The sequence below is a fragment of the Pseudoduganella sp. RAF19 genome (assembly GCF_052114165.1).
Classification (GTDB): Bacteria; Pseudomonadota; Gammaproteobacteria; order Burkholderiales; family Burkholderiaceae_D; genus Rugamonas.
The window spans coordinates 211918-228648 of record NZ_JBFREF010000009.1 but is presented as its reverse complement, the minus strand read 5'-3'; the positions used below and the strand labels follow the sequence as shown (position 1 = coordinate 228648).

Here is a 16731-nt window from a genome sequence, read left to right as displayed (position 1 = left end):
CTGCTTCTCAGGTAGTTTCAGTTTCGGCGACATCCAACAGCCGCACCAGCTCTTGGGCCAGCGCGTCCTGCACGTCGGCCAGGGGCGCTTCCACGCCCATCGTGCGCATGTCGACCGTTTCCAGGCCGGCATAACCGCAGGGATTGATCCAGGTGAAGGGGGACAGGTCCATCCCCACATTCAGCGAAACGCCGTGGTAGGTGCAGCCATTGCCGCGTACCTTCAGGCCCAGGGCGGCGATTTTCGCGCCTTTTTTGGGTCCCTCGGCGATGTAGATGCCTGGCGCGCCTTCGATGCGCTCGCCGGCAAGATTATACGCTGCCAGCACATTGATAATCGCCTGCTCGATTTTGTGCACAAACTGGCGGGCAAACAGCTTGCCGCCCGGCTTGTTGCGGCGCAGGTCCATCATCAGGTAAATCACCACCTGGCCAGGGCCGTGATAGGTCACTTCGCCGCCGCGGTCGGTCTGCACCGTGGGAATCTGGGCAGCGCCAGCCAGCAGGTGGCCCTTGTCGGCGCCCAGGCCAAGCGTGAACACGGGCGGGTGCTCGACGATCCAGAGTTCGTCGGGCGTATCGGCCTGGCGCGCGTCCGTGAAGGCGCGCATGGCGGCGAAGGTGGGCTCGTATTCGGCGTGGCCGAGGTGGCGGATCACCGCCGGCTGAATCGACATCGGGACATTTCGTTGTTGAAAACGCCCCGCCATTATACTTGGCGCGCCCTGCCTCTGCTTAATGACTGAGCAGTTTCCTTGAACCCAAGGCAGAAACTGGTGGCAGGCACGGCGTGCCTGCCACCTGGGTTTGATTTGGGGTTGTTATCAAGCCGGCTGCAGGTTGATGTACTTTAGCCAATCTTGCAGGGAATCCCGCTGCCACTGGGTGGCAACGTAATCCTTCAGCTTTTGCGGCACCGGGTCGCCATTCATGACCAGGCGGCTGAGCATGATGGCCAGGTCCATATCGGCGATACACCAGCGCCCGAACAGGTACTGGCCGTCGATCACCTGCTCGGCCAGGCGGATCAGCTTGTCCGCTGCCGCCTGCGCCTCGCTGGAAAGCGGTTTCTCCGCACGGCGGTAAAACACCGTGTAAGTGCTGCGTTCTTCGCGCAATGCCTGCAAATCGCTGCGAATCCAGGCCTGGATCTGGCGGGCGATGGCGCGCTTCTGAGGTAAAACCGGGTACAGGGCCTTGTATTCAGGCGCCGGGAACATCTCGTCCAGGTATTCGTCGATGGCGCTGGACTCGGTCAGCATGAACTCGTTGTGCACCAGGCAGGGGACGCGGCCGGTCAGCGCCTTGCCGGTATATGCCAGCTCCTTGTTCTGTCCGGTGGTCAGGTCCACCGTCTCCAGTTCGAAATCCAGACCTTTTTCGCGCAAGGCGACGAAGGCGGAGATCGCGTAAGGACTGGTGAATTCGCTATCGACATACAGTTTGAGGCTCACGGCTGGCTCCGGCTAGTGTAGATTTATTCACATGGTAGGCCTTGAGCAGTGCATGCCAAAACGATATATTTTCGTTGTCCTTGTTAATTTTTCTCACACATGAGCGAGCTGCCGCGCCTGCCGAATTTCTCCGCCCTGCGCGCCTTCGAGGCGGCAGCACGGCATGAGAATTTTTCGCGCGCGGCGGAGGAGCTGTGCCTGACCCACGGCGCGATCAGCCACCAGGTGCGTGCGCTGGAGGAGGAACTCGGCGTCGTACTCTTCATCCGCAATGGCCGCCAAGTGCGCGTGACACCGGACGGCAAGCGCTTCGCCGAGGCGATCGCCCGCGCGGTGGATGACATCGCCCGCGCCGCCGAAACGCTGCGGCCGGCGGAAAACAGTATCCAGCGCCTGACCGTCACGTCCATTCCGTCGTTTGCGGCGCGCTGGCTGGCGCCGCGGCTGGGCGCTTTTATCGAGCAGCATCCGGATATCGAAGTCAGTTTGCAGGCCAGCAGCCAGTTGCAGGATCTGGTGCGGGAAGGCATCGACGTCGGCATCCGCTTCGGTCAGGGACGCTATCCGGGCCTGGTTTCCGAGCGCTTGATGGGCGAGATCTACTATCCCGTAGTGAGCCCACACTATCGTCATGGATCGCTACCTGTCGAGCCACGCGATCTGGCGAACGCCGTTCTGCTGCGCTCGGATGAACCCTGGATGCCCTGGTTCAAGGCGGCCAAACTACCGCTGGCGGAGCCATCCGGCGGCGTGCTGTACGAGGATTTGTCGATGCTGATCCGCTCAGCCGTGGACGGCGATGGGGTGGCGCTGGTGCGCCATGTGGTGGCGATGCAGGAGATCGCGTCCGGACAGCTGATCCGGCTGTTTGATATTACGGCACCCTGTCCGGAGAACTATTACCTCGTCAGTCCGCAGGGCGCCTACGGCAAGCCTCAGGTGCGGGCCTTCCGCGACTGGCTGAAAGCCGAAATCGCGAAAGCCCAGCCCTGATTACATGACGATTTTCACCATCGGGTGGCCGGACAGCTCGGTGTAGAGTGCGTCGAGCTGCTCGCGGCTGATAGCGCGCACGGTCACGGTCAGACCGGTGAAATTGCCCTTGGCGGACGGGCGGGCTTCGATCTTGCCTTCGTGGCAGGTCGGGTCATGCTTGAGCACCACTTCCAGGATGGTGGGGGCAAAGGCGTCGTGAGTCGGGCCCATCACCTTGATCGGGAAGTCGCTCGGGTACTCGATGAGGGACTCTTCAGGTGGGATCGCTTTCATATTCTTTCCAAAAATAAAGGCTGGCGCGCACAGCACGCGCCAGCCTCTATTTTAGCGTAGGGCGGATCATTGATCCGCCGCTGCGCATTTCTTACGCGGCGTTAGCCGACAGCCGCTTCAGCCGCTCCAGAGCGGACTCGCTGCCGGCGCCCGGCTGGGTCACCGACTTGCGGATGGCATCAATCTCGGCCGCCTGGTCGTAAGGGCGCTGGCCGATGTCGGACACGATTTTCATGCCCTCGGCCTCGTTCGAGATCTGCTGCGCACGCTTGGTCAGCGCGTTCAAGGCGCTGGTGTTGCCGCGCATGCCGGCCAGACTGGACAACTGCTCCTGGCGCTCGGCGCGTACGGATTGCAGATCGCGCTGCGCTCTGGCGGAAGCCAGGGCTTGCATCGCCTTTTTGGCAGCTGCGTCGAAGTCGGCCAACTGCTGAGACAGCGCATCGACGATCTTTTGCAGCTCGTCCATGTAGGCCTGGGCATCGGCTTCCTCCTGGATTTCCTGCGGCAGGCGGTTCTTGTTGGCTTCCAGCTCGTCGCAGAACAGGTTGATGGTCGCTTCCGAGATCTGGCCGGCCGCCAGACGCTCGCCCAAGGTTCCGGCAGCTTTTTCGTCGGTGGCGATCAGTTCGCGCAGGCGGATCACATCCTTGCGCTCCTTGTCGAAGGAAGCGCGGGCGGAGGCCAGTTTCTGCGCGGCGCTACGCAAGGTGTCGGCAAGACGGTCGCGATCGGCCTCGGTCGCGGTTTCCGGATCAAAGCTGGCAATGGCCTCGGACACGCGGTCGCCCAGCGCGCCGAAATGCTTGGAGATCAGTCGTGCGGTCAGTGCCCAGCCATTCGAGTTGCTCATTTGCTTTCCTTTCAGTGGTGGATGATGTGCGGCGGTCATTGAATGACCAGCCGTTCCTGCTCAACAGGTATTCCAACGACGAAATCGACGTGAATACCTCGTTTTCTTGCATCGCCGTTCACGCTCTGGACAATTTCCGTCGTGACCAGCAAATACTCCTTGCCGCCGTCGCGCAGCTCACGCACATAGGGCATGTAGTAAAGATGCTGCTTCAGGCCGTTCATGCCCTGCGCGTCGTCCAGGCGGGTTTCAGTGCCGGTGTAGGGCGGCACGAAAACTTCATTGGCATCGCCGGCGTCGCGCTGGTAATCGATGGCTTCTTCGCTGCCAAACACCAGTTCCAGCGCAGACTCTTCCAGCCCGACTTCCCGCAGCTGCTCGCGCCAGACCGAGTAATTGCGATCGCCGAGTCCGCTGCCGTTGGCGCCCGTGTAGGCGTCCTGGTCGGCGATAGACTCCGGCACGACGCGCACCAGACCGCTGCAATACAGAATTTCCTTCACTTCGCCCTGGGAATCCGCGTAAAGCTGCAGGAACTTTTCCTCACCTTCGTTGTCGCCGGTCGCCAGGTAGTAGCGGTAGAGACGGCCGGACATGGTCAGCTTCATCTGCGAAATGGCCACGATGCGGGTGTCCGCTTCGTCCGGCAGCGCGATCAGCGAACCGGACGTATTGGCACGCAGCAGCGGCGACAGTTGCAGGCTGACCAGACTGCCGATACGGGCTTGCATCGGCAGGCCAAGGTCTTGCTGTTCGGTCTCCGTATCGCGGCGAACATTGCTGCGCAGATAGCCGATTGCATCTTTCCAGCCCATGACTCAGTTCCTTTCAAACGAATAGTTAGCGTTCTTTTTCGCCGACTTGTTGCGGCGCCAGCCAATCCACAGCAACCAGGCGAAGCCGAAGATCAGCAGCGCCCAGGTCAGCGTACGAATCGTGCTGCGCTCCTGCTTGGCTGCCGGAGCCGTGCTCGGCAGCGACTGGGCGACGCCACCGGCGGCGTCATTGCTTACGGCACCGGTGGCGGCGTCATCCGTCGAGATCGTGGTCGTGCTTGGCGCGGACGACGGCGCAGGAGCAGGCACGGTCTGAGCGCGCGACAGCGCATGGCTGCCCAGCAGGTAGCCGCCCAGCCCCCACAGCCACGGGCTGCTGCCGCTACGCTCGCGGATCACGACCGGCGCGGGCGACATTGGTGCGCCAGCCTGGCCGTAGCCGCTGTAACTGCTGCCGCCGGGCTGCACCGGATTCAGCGGTGGCAGCGCGGTAGTGCCATGGTTGGCCGCGCTGGAGCCAGCCGCGCCGGAGCCGTTACTGCCGGACGAAGCAGTCGAGCTGTTACGCGAGTCCCAGTTGCGCAGTGCGCGGTCCTGCGAGGCGCGCTGGTCCAGGTCACGCGAGGCGGCCGAGCTGCCGCGTACGCTATCCTGCTTGCTGGCGGGCGCTGCATCCGGCTTGCGCGAACCGAAGCTGCCGAATGAGGGCTGCTTGGGCGCTGCGGAACTTCTTGCCGCCGCGCTCTTTTGCGACGAAAATCCGCCTCGGAACGACGAGCCGCCGGGACGCGCATCGGCCACGGACATCGTGGCCAAAGGCAGGAGCAGCGCGAGTACCAGGGCATTGCGAAGACGCTTAATCATGGTCTTTCACCGTTGTCGGTTAATAAGAAAAGCTTGCGATGAAGGTCAGCTTATCGTTCGCACAACATAAAATCATCGGTAATAAAAGGTCCGCTTCACCATGACTCGCAAGTACTTAGACATGAATCAACACGATGCGCTGTACAAGGTCGCCCGCGGTTATCCGGGCGGGCTGGACGCGCTGGCGCAATGCATGGGCATCTCCGTGAACGTGCTGCGCAACAAGCTGGCACCGAGCATCGCCTCGCACTACCCGTCCTTTGAGGAGGTGTCGGCCATCCTGGAGCACTGCCGTTCCGCCGGCGTGCCGGATGCGATGCTGCCGCTGCATGCGCTGCTGAACCGCCACGGCATGGCGGCTTTCGTGGTGCCGGTGCCGGATGAAGTGGGCAGCGATGACCTCTCGCAGACCGTCTGCCGCGTCATGGCGCAGGTGGGTGCGGTGGCGGAGGCGGTTTCCGACGCACTGCTGGACGGCAAGGTGACCGAGGCTGAAGCCGACCTGATCGAGAAGGAATTTCACGGCGCGCTGTCCGCGCTGGGCGAGTGGCGCGAGCGCATCCGCCAGCGGGCGCGCGAGCAGAAATAAAAAAAGGCCAGCTCCTGTTAAGGGAGCCGGCCAAAGACTAATTTGCAGGAATTAGTCGGGACAAAGCGGTGATGAATCAAACGGTACAGAAATGTACCCTTCATTCGCTACGGCTTTGTGACAAAGCGCAAGAATCGGCGGCTGGTCCGCCGATTTTTGAGGTTAAACGGTTACCGCGAATTTTCGCGTCCGCGCTTGTCGTCCCGATCGCCACCGCGTTCGTGGCGCTCCTCGCGCCGCGGCTGCGGCTGTTCATGTGCTTGCTGCGGCTGCGGTGCAGGCATTGCCTGGCGCGGTGCTTGTTGCGGCTCCGGACGCGGCTGGCTGATCTGCACCGGCGGACGGTTGTCGCGCGCTTCGCGAATCTCACGCGCCTGCGCTTCACGGCGCTCGCGGTCGCGATTCTGCATTTCCTCGCGATTGCGCATTTCCTGCTGCTGGCGGGCGTTGCGTTCCTCGGCCTGCTGGCGGGCATTACGTTCTTCCGCTTGCTGGCGCGCGTTGCGCTCGTCGGCCTGCTGGCGTGCCATGCGATCCCGATCCGCGGCCTGGCGCGCATTGCGATCGCGCTCCTCGGTCTGCTGACGTGCCATGCGGTCCCGGTCCGCGGCCTGGCGCGCGTTGCGGTCACGCTCCTCGGCCTGCTGACGCGTATTGCGATCGCGTTCTTCAGTCTGCTGGCGTGCCATCCGGTCACGCTCTTCCGCTTGCTGGCGGGCGGCAGGCGGCGGCGTCGTGCTCAGGATGCCTTGCTGCGGCTGCGGCGCCGGCACCTGCCTCATACCTGCCTGCGGATTGGTGCTGATCACATTACGCGGCTGCTCGAAGCGCTGCTCGGCGCCCCGCTCCTGGCGCTGTTCGCGCTGTTGCTCATTACGCTGCTGCTGATTATCGGCGCGGATGCGGTCGCGCCACTGGTCACCGCGGTTCTCCACACCCCGGTTGTCCCGCTGCTGGTTCTCACGCTCACGTTCGCGCCAGTCCGGACGCCCTGCGACATTCCCCGGACGCACCGGCGCAGTAATTTGCGGCCTTGGTGCAGGAGCCTGCGGCACATTGCGAATCTGTGCCGGCGTCACCTGGCCGCGCGGCACATTGGCCACGGAGATTGAACGGCGATGTTCGAACTGGTCGCGCGGCAGCACGGTCACACCATCGCGGCGTCCATCGTGGTTGCGGTCGACCCAGCGCTCCTGCCAGCGGTCATCGCTGCGGTGGCGCCAGGCCACACGGTTTTCATACACGGTGGTCACGCGGTAAGACGGTACGAAGTGGTCGCGCGGCGTCAGCGGATACCAGCCCACGCCCGGACCCGAGCGGCTACCGAAAGTCACGCTCCAATTGGCACCGCCAACCCAGCCCACCAGCGCCGGCGCCCACACAGGACGGCCCTGCCAGCGGCCCGGTGCCCAGCACCAGCGGTTATTCACCACGACCCAGCGGCCGTAGTGGAAAGGTGCATAACCCCAGGGCGAGTTATCGACCCAGGTCCAGCCCCAGGGATCAACCCACACCCAGCGGCCATCGCGATATGGCGCCCAGCCCACCGGCACCAGGCGTGGGGTCCACAGAGCGCCATATTCGTTGTTATCGGCCCAGCTGCCGTACTGGTCCAACTCTTCGTAGCCGGTGACGTCGGTGGGAATGTAGCGGGTGGCAGGCAAGCCTTCCTCGCGGCGGTCGCGTGTCTGCACCCAGTCGTCGAAGCGGTCGCGCACCGCCAGGCTGGTGTAAAACTCGTCGCCGCGCACTTCGATGCGCTTGCCGCTGCCGCCGGTGACCATTTCGTTACCCGACTGCACTTGCGCTGCGCCCGCCAGCACGGAGACTACGGTGGTATCCGGCGCGCGTTCGGTATCGACACGCACCGTGCCGGGCTGGGTCATGACGACGCGCGCTTGCGGCGTGGTCAGGTCGAAGCCGCCCAGATCCTGGCCATCGCGAATGCGCACACTGGCCGTGCCGTAGTTCAGGCGCAGACGCATGCTCTCTTCGTCCAGCGCGATGATTTCAACGTCGGAATCGCCGTCCACGCGCACGGCCGAGGAGCCGATGCGGAACTCCGCGCGCGCGCCTGGGGCGGTGGTGACATGGTTGCCCGTGGTGACCGGCCAGTTCAACAGGTTGCCGGTTTGCTCGTCGCCGTTGGCGTCCAGGGTGACCTGGCCTTCGACCACGGACATGCGTCCCACGCGCGTAGGCGGATCGGCCAAAGCCAGCGACGACACTGCCACCAGCGCCGCCAGTAGCAGGAAATGCACAATCTTGCGCTTCATGTCTCCACTCCGATAGTGTTTTTGTTTTCATTTAACGCTTGAAAACGTAACTCGACGACGTCCGTTACAAATGTTTGCAAAGGACCCGGAGCGAAGAAAACCCAAGGCGTGAGGCGGGTGGCTGCCACGGCGTGGCAGCCACCTGGGTTACGCCTTTGGTTTAAGCGTGCGCCCCGCCGCGTTTGACGAAGAACAGGGCGGAGCCGATCAGCATCAGCAAACCGCCAAACACGCGATTCTGCTTTTTCAGCGCGCTGGCGTCGCGGAAGAAACGCTGCATCGACGATGCCAGGAAAGCATAGCTATGCATCACCGTCAGGTCGATAACGCACATGGTCACGGCCAGGATGCCCAGTTGCGGCAGCAGGGGCGCGCTCTGGGAAATGAACTGCGGCAGCACGGCCACCATGAAAATGATGCCTTTAGGGTTGGTAGCATTCGTCAGAAAACCAGTCAGCACACGCTTGCGGAAGGACGGCAGCACCGATTGCACGGTCACCCCCGCACGGTCGCCGATCTGCACCTTGGCGCGCCACTGGCACAGGCCAAGCCAGATCAGGTAGATCGCGCCAATCGTCTTCACCACATTGAATGCCACTTCCGATGCCAGCAGCAGCGAGCCGACGCCCGCGCCGGCAATCGCCAGCACCAGCAGCAGGCCTATTTGCAGGCCGAGAATGGTGGCGCTGGTCTTTTTCACGCCATAGGACAATCCATGCGACATCGACAGCACCGCGCCGGAACCCGGCGACACAGCAATGATGGCGGCGGCGATGACAAAGGTGATCCAGGTGGCGAAGCTCATGGCAATTCCCGACAGGCAAAAATTCCATTGTAGCTTGCCTCACCGCTCGTGTTAGATTGTCGGGATTTCATTCTTAGGAGTTTGCTAATGGCCGGTAGCAGCCTGCTCGCCTTGATCGACGATATCGCCACCATCCTGGACGACGTGGCCGCCATGAGCAAACTCGCGGCCAAAAAGACCGCAGGTGTACTGGGCGACGATCTGGCGCTGAACGCCGAGCAGGTAGCCGGCGTGCGCGCCGATCGCGAGTTGCCCGTGGTGATGGCGGTGGGCGTGGGTTCGCTGAAGAACAAGGCCATTCTGGTTCCCGCGGCGCTGGCCATCAGCGCCTTTGCTCCCTGGGCGATTACGCCGCTGCTGATGCTGGGCGGCGCCTACCTGTGCTTTGAAGGCTTCGAAAAGCTGGCACACAAATTCCTGCATAGCGAAGCGGAAGACGAACAGCATCACGCCGAGCTGACGGCCGCCGTGGCCGATGAAACAGTCGACCTGGTGGCGCTTGAGAAGGACAAAATCAAGGGCGCCATCCGCACCGATTTCATTCTGTCGGCGGAGATTATTGTGATTGCCCTCGGCACGGTGGCCAGCGCGCCATTCGGCCAGCAGGTGGCCGTGCTGGCTGGCGTGGCCGTGATCATGACCATCGGCGTGTATGGCATCGTGGCGGGTATCGTGAAGATGGACGACGCAGGCCTGTACCTGTGCCGCCTGAAGGGCGCCAGCGCCGCGGTGCACAAGTTGGGCGGGTTCCTGCTGGCGGCGGCGCCGAAGCTGATGAAATTCCTGTCGGTGGCCGGCACGCTGGCCATGTTCACGGTCGGCGGCAGCATTCTTTCCCACGGCATTCCCGCGCTGCACCACGCCGCCGAGCACGCAGCGGAAGCCGCAGGTGGCGTCGGCGGCATCGGCCCCGTGCTCGCCTTCCTGGCGTCCGTCGCGCTGGAAGCCATCATCGGCGTCGTCGCCGGCGCCCTCGTCCTCGCCGCCGTCACCCTCAGCAGCCGCCTCTTGCGCAGCCTCAAACGCCAGGGCTAATCCGCGCACCTGATCGACATTGCCGCCTGTCTCGCCGGGCTGTGGAATGCCGGGATGGCGCCGAGGGAAAAGGGGTTTTACGGCATGTCCTATGTGCTAAGCCTGTTCGCTGCGGTAGCCGTGCAGAAGAATGTTCGGGATATCGCGGCTCTGGGCCAAACTTGACCCAGATCAATTATTTTTTGGCCCCAAATCCCTAGACTGCACTCCTGTGAACTCAGGAGTGCGCCATGCGAGTTAATTTACCGGTAACGAATCAGGAAGTTGAGCTGGACGAGGATCAAGCCATCGTCTCGAAAACTGACTTGGACGGGAACATCACCTACATCAATCCCTATTTCGAGCAAGTCAGCGGCTTCACGTCCGAAGAGCTGATTGGCTCGCCACAGAATATCGTCCGCCACCCGGACATGCCGAAAGAAGCGTTTACAGACCTGTGGGCTTCCATTAAGGCCGGACTGCCGTGGACCGGCATCGTCAAGAACCGCTGCAAGAACGGCGGCTACTACTGGGTGCGCGCCAATATCACGCCGATCCGCGAGAACGGCCGCACCATCGGTTACATGTCCGTCCGCACCAAGGCCGAGCGCTCGCAGGTCGCCGCCGCTGAAGCAGCCTACCGCGAAATCCGCGAACACGGCACGCAGAGCATCACGATCAGGCATGGCCACGTCATCCATCGTGGTGTCGGCGGTTGGTTGGCGCGTCTGAGCCACGTCTCGCTGGCCATGCGCATCTGGGCCTGCACCAGCGTGACGAACGTGCTGCTGGCCGCCGTGTGCATCGCGAGTCTGTTCGGCGATGGCGGCGAGGCAGTCCGCTTCGGCATCTTTGGCGCTACGGCGATCGGCCTGCTGGTCAATGTCTTCCTGTGGCATACGCTGCGCGCCGGCATGCTGCAGCCATTGAGCCGCGCCCTGGATGGCGCCCGCCAGATCGCGGCGGGCGACCTGTCCGGCACCTTCGAGAGCGACAGCTCGGACGAAGTGGGCCAGCTGCTGCGCGCCCTGCAGCAAATGAACAGCAATCTGATCGCCACCATCCGCGACGTGCGTGTGAACGTGGAAACCATGGCGGTGGCCACGCGCCAGATCGCCGTCGGCAACCAGGACCTGTCCGGCCGCACCGAATCGCAGGCAGCCAGCCTGGAAGAGACTGCATCAAGCATCGAGCAGTTCTCGTCCACCGTCAAAGCCAATGCGGACAATTCGCAGCAGGCCAATATGCTGGCGCTGGCCGCCTCCGATGTGGCAGTACAGGGCGGCACCATCGTGGCCGACGTCATCGCCACCATGGACGAAATCAACAGCTCATCCCGGCGCATCGTGGACATCATCGCCCTGATCGAAGGCATCGCCTTCCAGACCAACATCCTGGCCCTGAATGCCGCCGTCGAAGCAGCACGGGCCGGCGAACAGGGACGCGGCTTCGCTGTCGTGGCAGGCGAAGTGCGGCATCTGGCGCAGCGCTCCTCCGCCGCGGCCAAGGACATCAAGCAGCTGATCGAAGTCTCGGTCGGCAAAGTGAGCGACGGCATGGAGCGCGCGCAGCGGGCCGGCACGACGATGGAGCAGGTGGTGTCATCGGTGAAGCGTGTCACCGAAATCATGCAGGAAATCTCGACCGCGTCCCGCGAGCAAAGCATCGGCGTGGACCAGGTCAACCAAGCCATCGCCCACATGGACCAGGTCACACAGCAAAACGCTGCGCTGGTCGAAGAAGCCGCCGCAGCAGCGAGCAGCCTGGCGGAAGAGGCTTTCGGTCTGACGCAAGCCGTCAGCCTGTTCAAGTTCGGCAAAGCAAGCCGCTCGCGCGCCGGCAAACGCCCGGCCGTGCTGCAGCTGGCCTCCGCCTGATATCCACCGGCACAGAATCATGAACGTCCAATTCGATGCAGACCTGATCAGCAAGCTAAGCATTTCCGGCCCGCGCTACACCTCTTATCCAACGGCTGACCGCTTCAACGCGGACTTCGGCTACGGGAATTTCCTCGAAGCGCTGGCGGAGCGCCGCCTGCGTGGCGGACGCGGTCCGCTGTCGCTGTATGTGCACGTGCCGTTCTGCGACACCGTGTGCTACTACTGCGCCTGCAACAAGATCGTGACCAAAGACCGCCGCAAAGCCGCGATCTACCTGGACTACCTGAAGCAGGAAGCGGAAATGCAGGCCAAACTGTTCGACGGCATGAAGCGCGTCGAACAGTTGCACTTCGGCGGCGGCACGCCAACCTATTTCAGCGACGAGCAGATGTCCGAGCTGATGGCGCACCTGCGCGAGTGCTTCGATTTTGCGCCGGATGAAGAAGGCGAATACTCGATCGAAATCGACCCGCGTACCGTGGACCGCGAGCGCGTGTTCTCGCTGCGCGCGCAAGGCTTCAACCGCGTCAGCCTCGGCGTGCAGGACTTCGATCCGGAGGTGCAGAAGGCCGTCAACCGTATCCAGCCCGCGGAAGAGACGCTGGCGGTGATGCAGGCCGCGCGCGACGCAGGTTTCCGCTCCATCAGCATTGATCTGATCTACGGCCTGCCGAAGCAAGGCATGGAATCGATGGAACGCACACTGGCGCAGGTGGTCGCCGCTGATCCGGACCGCATCGCGTTGTACAACTATGCGCACATGCCGCATCTGTTCAAGCCTCAGCGCCGTATCGCGGACAATGAGCTGCCATCGCCGGAAGCGAAGCTGGAAATGCTGGCGCTGGCCATCCAGCGCCTGACTGACGCCGGTTACATCTACATCGGCATGGACCATTTCGCCAAACCGAACGATGACCTGTCCGTGGCACAGCGCCAGGGCCGACTGCACCGGAATTTCCAGGGTTATTCGACCCATGCGGAAACGGACCTGGTGGCGCTGGGCGTGTCGGCCATCAGCTCGGTCAACGGCACCTACAGCCAGAACGAGAAAACGCTGGACGAATACTACGCGCGCCTGGATTCCGGCCGCCTGCCGATCTCGCGCGGCTATGCGCTGGATACGGACGATCTGCTGCGCCGCCTGGTGATTCAGATGCTGATGTGTAATTTCGAACTGTCGATGTCGGCACTGGAAGTGGCGTATCCGATCCGCTTCAAGCAGTATTTCGCCCAGGAGCTGGAGCGCCTGAACGAGTTCGCCGAAGATGGTTTGCTGACCATCGAAGATGACTGGATTTCCGTTACGCCGAAGGGCCGTCTGCTGATCCGCAATATCTGCATGGTGTTCGACCGCCACCTGAACCGTGCCACGCAGCAGCCGTTGCGCTTTTCGAGAACGATATGAACCTGTTGCCGGTCTTCGTCGTCGGGCTCGCGGGCAGCGTGCACTGCGCGGGCATGTGCGGCGGGATCGTCAGCGCTTTCAGTATGGCGCCGGGCCGCGTCATTCCCATCACGCCCGCCGGCGCCGCGCGCGGCCTGCCACGCGTACTGGCCTACAACACGGGGCGCATCGCCAGCTATGCGCTGGCTGGCGCACTGGCAGGTGGACTTGCAAATGGCGCGGCGGCGCTCGCCCACCTGGCTGCCTGGCAGACCGCCGCCTACTGGATGATGAATCTGATGTTAGCCTTGCTGGGCCTTTACCTGATGGATGCCTGGCATGGCCTCGCGCGTGTCGAAGCTGCCGGTGGTGTGTTGTGGCGGCACATTCAGCCCGCCCTGCGTCCGCTGGTGCCAATGGACACGCTGCCAAAGGCGCTTGCGCTGGGTGCAGCCTGGGGCTGGGTCCCGTGCGGCATGGTGTACAGTGTGCTGCTGACGGCAATACTGGGAGGTTCAGCGTTGAATGGCGCCGCCGTGATGGCGGCGTTTGGCCTCGGCACGCTGCCCATGTTGCTGGCCATGGGATTGCTGGGCGCGCGCCTGCGCGATTGGCTGCGCCGCCGCCAGGTGCGCGTGCTGGGCGGTCTGCTGGTGCTGGGCTTTGCCTTGCTCGGCCTCGCGCGCGCCGCGACCGGCGTGCAGCATGGCTGGATTGATGCCTTATGCCTGAGCTGAGTGATTGTTTCCACTGCGGCCTGCCTGTTCCTGCCGCATCCAGCTGGCGTGTGACGATCGACGGCACGGCGCAATCCATGTGCTGCCCTGGCTGCGCGGCGGTGGCGCAGACGATTGTCGATATCGGCCAGACAAGCTATTACCGTGAACGCACCGGCTATGCTTCCGCCGCCGGCGAAGCCGATGTGCCGCCGGAACTGAAGCTGTTCAATGATGATCCGCGCATCGTGTCCGATGGTGATGCCTGCGAGGCGACGCTACTGGTCGATGGCATTCGCTGCGCGGCTTGCGTATGGCTGATCGAGCATCGCTTGCGCCAGCTGAACGGCGTGGAGCAGGCCAGCCTGAATGTCGCGACCGAGCGGCTGTTCGTGCGCTGGCATAAGGATAAGGCTAGCGCTGCCGAGATCCTGCAGGCAGTGCGCAGCATCGGCTACAGCGCCTACCCCTACGATGCCGCGCGCCACAGCGCACAGTTACAGAAGGCCAGCAAAACATTAGGCCGGCAGCTGTTCGTGGCCGGGCTGTCGATGATGCAGGTGATGATGTACGTGGCGCCAGAATATATGGCGCAGGACGGCACGCTGGATGCCGATATGGCGGGCCTGATGCGCTGGGCCAGCCTGCTTCTGACTTTGCCTGCGATCGTCTATTCGGCGCAACCTTTCCTGCGTGGTGCGCTGGCCAGCTTGCGCGCGCGGGTGCTGGGCATGGACGTGCCGGTGGCGCTGGGCATTCTGGCCGCGTTCATCGGCAGTGCGGTGTCGACATTGCGCGGTACGGGCGAGGTGTATTACGACTCGGTCACGATGTTCATTTTCCTGCTGCTGTGCAGCCGCTATCTGGAGCTTTTCGCGCGGCGCAAAGCAGCGGTGGCGCTGGAGCGCATGCAGCACGGCCTGCCCGAATCAGCGTCGCGTCTCGCCGAGTGGCCCGCATCGCGTGAATGCAGCGTGGTGCCTGCCGGCGCACTGGACGCCGGCGATTTCGTGCTCGCCAGGGCAGGCGAGGCGATTCCGGCTGACTGTGTGCTGGTCGAAGGCGCGACCTCAGTCGACTTGGCGTTGCTGACTGGCGAGAGTGCGCCACAGCCTAAGCGCGAGGGCGAGGAAATTCCCGGTGGTGCAGTCAATGCGGGCAATCCTGTCGTGCTACGTGTGCTGCGTCCCGCGCGGGAGAGCACCTTGTCCGGGCTGCTCAAACTGATCGAGCAGGCGGGTAGCGCAAAGCCTGCCATTGCGCAGTGGGCGGATCGCGCGGCTTCCTGGTTCGTGTCAGCGCTGCTGCTGTTTGCGCTGGCGAGTTTTGCGTTCTGGTGGTGGCATGACGCAGCACGCGCGTGGCCGGTGGCGATTGCGGTGCTGGTAGTGTCCTGTCCCTGCGCGCTGTCACTGGCGACGCCTTCCGCGCTGGCTGCGGCCACCGACCGATTGCTGGGCGTGGGGGTGCTGATCGTGCGTCCGCACGTGCTGGAGACACTGCATCGCGCGACCCATGTCGTGTTTGACAAAACCGGGACGCTGACTGAAGGGCGTCCAGCTGTGCAACGCATTGAGCCTGCGCCGGGCGTCAGCGTGGACGACTGCCTGCGCATCGCAATGGCGCTGGAATCCGGCAGCGCCCATCCCATCGCCCGCGCGATCCTCGCTGCCGGCAACGCACGCCGCAACGGCGTGCCACCAGCGACACAGCCAGCCGCAAATAGGGCGGCGACCGGCCAAAGTGCCGCGCATCGCGCCGCGCCGGAGGCTGCACGGGGTACGGTGTCGGCGTCGGCGTCGGCTTCGGCTTCGGCTTCGGCTTCGGCTTCCACGGCCATGATAGTCAGCGGGCTGCGCGAGCTGCCGGGCGAGGGGCTGGAGGCGATCGTCGATGGACGGCGCTACCGCATCGGCAGCGGCAATTTCGTAGCCGCTATTGCCGGCTTGTCCGACGCTGACGGGCTCGCGGGCGCGGCGATGCGGAGCGTGGCGGCGCGCGGCAGCGCCGTGTCCGTCGAAGACGCAAGTGTTGCGGCAAGCATGGCGGGTGATGGACCGGGGAGCGGCACGAGCGTCTGGCTGGCTGCTGAAGGGCGCTGGCTTGCGCGGTTCATTATTGCTGATGCGCTGCGGCCGCAAGCGAAGGACGTGGTCGATGCCTTCCGCGCGCGCGGCAAAAAGGTCATTCTGCTAAGTGGCGACGAGCCCGCGCTGGCAGATGCGGTCGCGCGGCAGCTTTGGCTGCTGCAAGGCCACGGCGGCTACCTGCCGGGGCAGAAGCTCGAATTTGTGCAGGCGCTGCAAGCTAAAGGTGCGGTCGTCGCCATGGTCGGCGATGGCATCAACGACGCGGCAGTGTTGAGCGCGGCTGATGTTTCCTTCGCCATGGGCAGCGGCGCCGCGCTGGCGCAAGCCCATGCCGACTGCGTGCTGCTTAACTCGAACATCGGCCTCCTCGCGCAAACGGCGGACATGGCAACAAAGACAATGCGCGTGATCCGGCAAAACCTCGCCTGGGCTACGCTCTACAACATCATTGCAATCCCGGCAGCGGCCCTGGGAATGCTGAATCCCTGGCTATCCGGCGTGGGCATGGCCGTCAGCTCCGCCATCGTCATCATCAATGCGCTACGCCTGCGCAGGAGCACATCATGGAAGCCCTCTACCTTTTGATTCCCCTCAGCGTGCTGCTGGTCTTCGGCGCGCTGTGGCTATTTTTCGTCGCGTCCGATGACGGCCAGTTCGACGATCTGTCCGGCCCTGCATTGCGCATTCTGCAAGACGACGATGCCTGATCCAAGCCCACTTGGGCAATCTTGATCCAGGTCAAGGAAATTGGCCGCCTCTCTC

At 63.5% G+C, this 16731-nt stretch carries 16 protein-coding genes and 1 pseudogene; 9 read left to right on the top strand and 8 right to left on the bottom strand.

What is annotated here, in order from left to right; all coding sequences use genetic code 11:
- Positions 1-7: 7 nt before the first annotated feature.
- Together lipB and yfcF are read right to left on the bottom strand one after the other, a co-directional pair.
- Positions 8-676, bottom strand: a complete 669-nt coding sequence (gene lipB / locus AB4Z19_RS23650; protein WP_442022678.1) for a lipoyl(octanoyl) transferase LipB — start codon at positions 674-676, stop codon at positions 8-10.
- A 147-nt stretch (positions 677-823) separates the two neighbouring features.
- Positions 824-1453: a glutathione transferase gene (yfcF, locus tag AB4Z19_RS23645; protein ID WP_442022677.1), complete on the bottom strand. Its 630-nt coding sequence runs from the start codon at positions 1451-1453 to the stop codon at positions 824-826.
- 99 nt (positions 1454-1552) lie between these two features.
- On the opposite strand from yfcF, the gene gcvA reads away from it, so the two are divergent.
- On the top strand, positions 1553-2446 hold the full coding sequence (gcvA, locus tag AB4Z19_RS23640; RefSeq protein ID WP_442022676.1) for a transcriptional regulator GcvA: 894 nt from the start codon (positions 1553-1555) through the stop codon (positions 2444-2446).
- On the opposite strand, the gene AB4Z19_RS23635 is transcribed toward gcvA, so the two are convergent.
- From AB4Z19_RS23635 to AB4Z19_RS23620, 4 genes are all read right to left on the bottom strand, one after another.
- Positions 2447-2722, bottom strand: coding sequence for a DUF493 family protein (locus AB4Z19_RS23635; protein WP_442022675.1), 276 nt, complete (start codon positions 2720-2722; stop codon positions 2447-2449).
- A 91-nt stretch (positions 2723-2813) separates the two neighbouring features.
- Positions 2814-3575 carry a hypothetical protein gene (locus AB4Z19_RS23630; RefSeq protein ID WP_442022674.1) on the bottom strand — a complete coding sequence of 254 codons (762 nt, stop codon included), beginning with the start codon at positions 3573-3575 and terminating at the stop codon, positions 2814-2816.
- 35 nt (positions 3576-3610) lie between these two features.
- A complete protein-coding gene (locus AB4Z19_RS23625; protein ID WP_442036183.1) occupies positions 3611-4390 on the bottom strand; it encodes a DUF2491 family protein in 780 nt (259 codons plus the stop codon).
- A gap of 3 nt (positions 4391-4393) precedes the next feature.
- Entirely contained in the window at positions 4394-5215 is an 822-nt protein-coding gene (locus AB4Z19_RS23620; protein ID WP_442022672.1) for a hypothetical protein, read from the bottom strand.
- 121 nt (positions 5216-5336) lie between these two features.
- Between AB4Z19_RS23620 and AB4Z19_RS23615 the strand changes: the two genes are divergently transcribed.
- A complete protein-coding gene (locus tag AB4Z19_RS23615) occupies positions 5337-5804 on the top strand; it encodes a phage regulatory CII family protein (RefSeq protein WP_442036181.1) in 468 nt (155 codons plus the stop codon).
- 170 nt (positions 5805-5974) lie between these two features.
- On the opposite strand, the gene AB4Z19_RS23610 is transcribed toward AB4Z19_RS23615, so the two are convergent.
- Positions 5975-8080 (bottom strand): DUF6600 domain-containing protein, encoded by a 2106-nt coding sequence (locus AB4Z19_RS23610; RefSeq protein WP_442036179.1) that lies wholly within the window; start codon positions 8078-8080, stop codon positions 5975-5977.
- Between the two features lie 160 nt (positions 8081-8240).
- The gene (locus AB4Z19_RS23605; protein WP_442022669.1) at positions 8241-8885 is read right to left on the bottom strand and encodes a LysE family transporter; all 645 of its coding nucleotides are present in this window, start codon (positions 8883-8885) and stop codon (positions 8241-8243) included.
- 87 nt (positions 8886-8972) lie between these two features.
- Between AB4Z19_RS23605 and AB4Z19_RS23600 the strand changes: the two genes are divergently transcribed.
- The 7 genes and pseudogenes from AB4Z19_RS23600 (at position 8973) to ccoS (ending at position 16676) form a co-directional block, all read left to right on the top strand.
- Positions 8973-9920 (top strand): DUF808 domain-containing protein, encoded by a 948-nt coding sequence (locus AB4Z19_RS23600; RefSeq protein WP_442022668.1) that lies wholly within the window; start codon positions 8973-8975, stop codon positions 9918-9920.
- Between the two features lie 30 nt (positions 9921-9950).
- Positions 9951-10085, top strand: a pseudogene (locus AB4Z19_RS23595) (YiaA/YiaB family inner membrane protein); the annotation flags it as partial.
- Positions 10086-10150: 65 nt separating this feature from the next.
- Entirely contained in the window at positions 10151-11776 is a 1626-nt protein-coding gene (locus AB4Z19_RS23590; protein ID WP_442022667.1) for a methyl-accepting chemotaxis protein, read from the top strand.
- 19 nt (positions 11777-11795) lie between these two features.
- Positions 11796-13184 carry an oxygen-independent coproporphyrinogen III oxidase gene (hemN, locus tag AB4Z19_RS23585; RefSeq protein WP_442036177.1) on the top strand — a complete coding sequence of 463 codons (1389 nt, stop codon included), beginning with the start codon at positions 11796-11798 and terminating at the stop codon, positions 13182-13184.
- On the top strand, positions 13181-13900 hold the full coding sequence (locus tag AB4Z19_RS23580) for a sulfite exporter TauE/SafE family protein (RefSeq protein ID WP_442022665.1): 720 nt from the start codon (positions 13181-13183) through the stop codon (positions 13898-13900). Before hemN ends, AB4Z19_RS23580 begins: the two co-directional genes overlap by 4 nt.
- The gene (locus tag AB4Z19_RS23575) at positions 13888-16554 is read left to right on the top strand and encodes a heavy metal translocating P-type ATPase (protein WP_442036175.1); all 2667 of its coding nucleotides are present in this window, start codon (positions 13888-13890) and stop codon (positions 16552-16554) included. Before AB4Z19_RS23580 ends, AB4Z19_RS23575 begins: the two co-directional genes overlap by 13 nt.
- Positions 16533-16676 (top strand): cbb3-type cytochrome oxidase assembly protein CcoS, encoded by a 144-nt coding sequence (gene ccoS / locus AB4Z19_RS23570; protein ID WP_442024846.1) that lies wholly within the window; start codon positions 16533-16535, stop codon positions 16674-16676. Before AB4Z19_RS23575 ends, ccoS begins: the two co-directional genes overlap by 22 nt.
- The last annotated feature ends 55 nt before the right edge of the window (positions 16677-16731 follow it).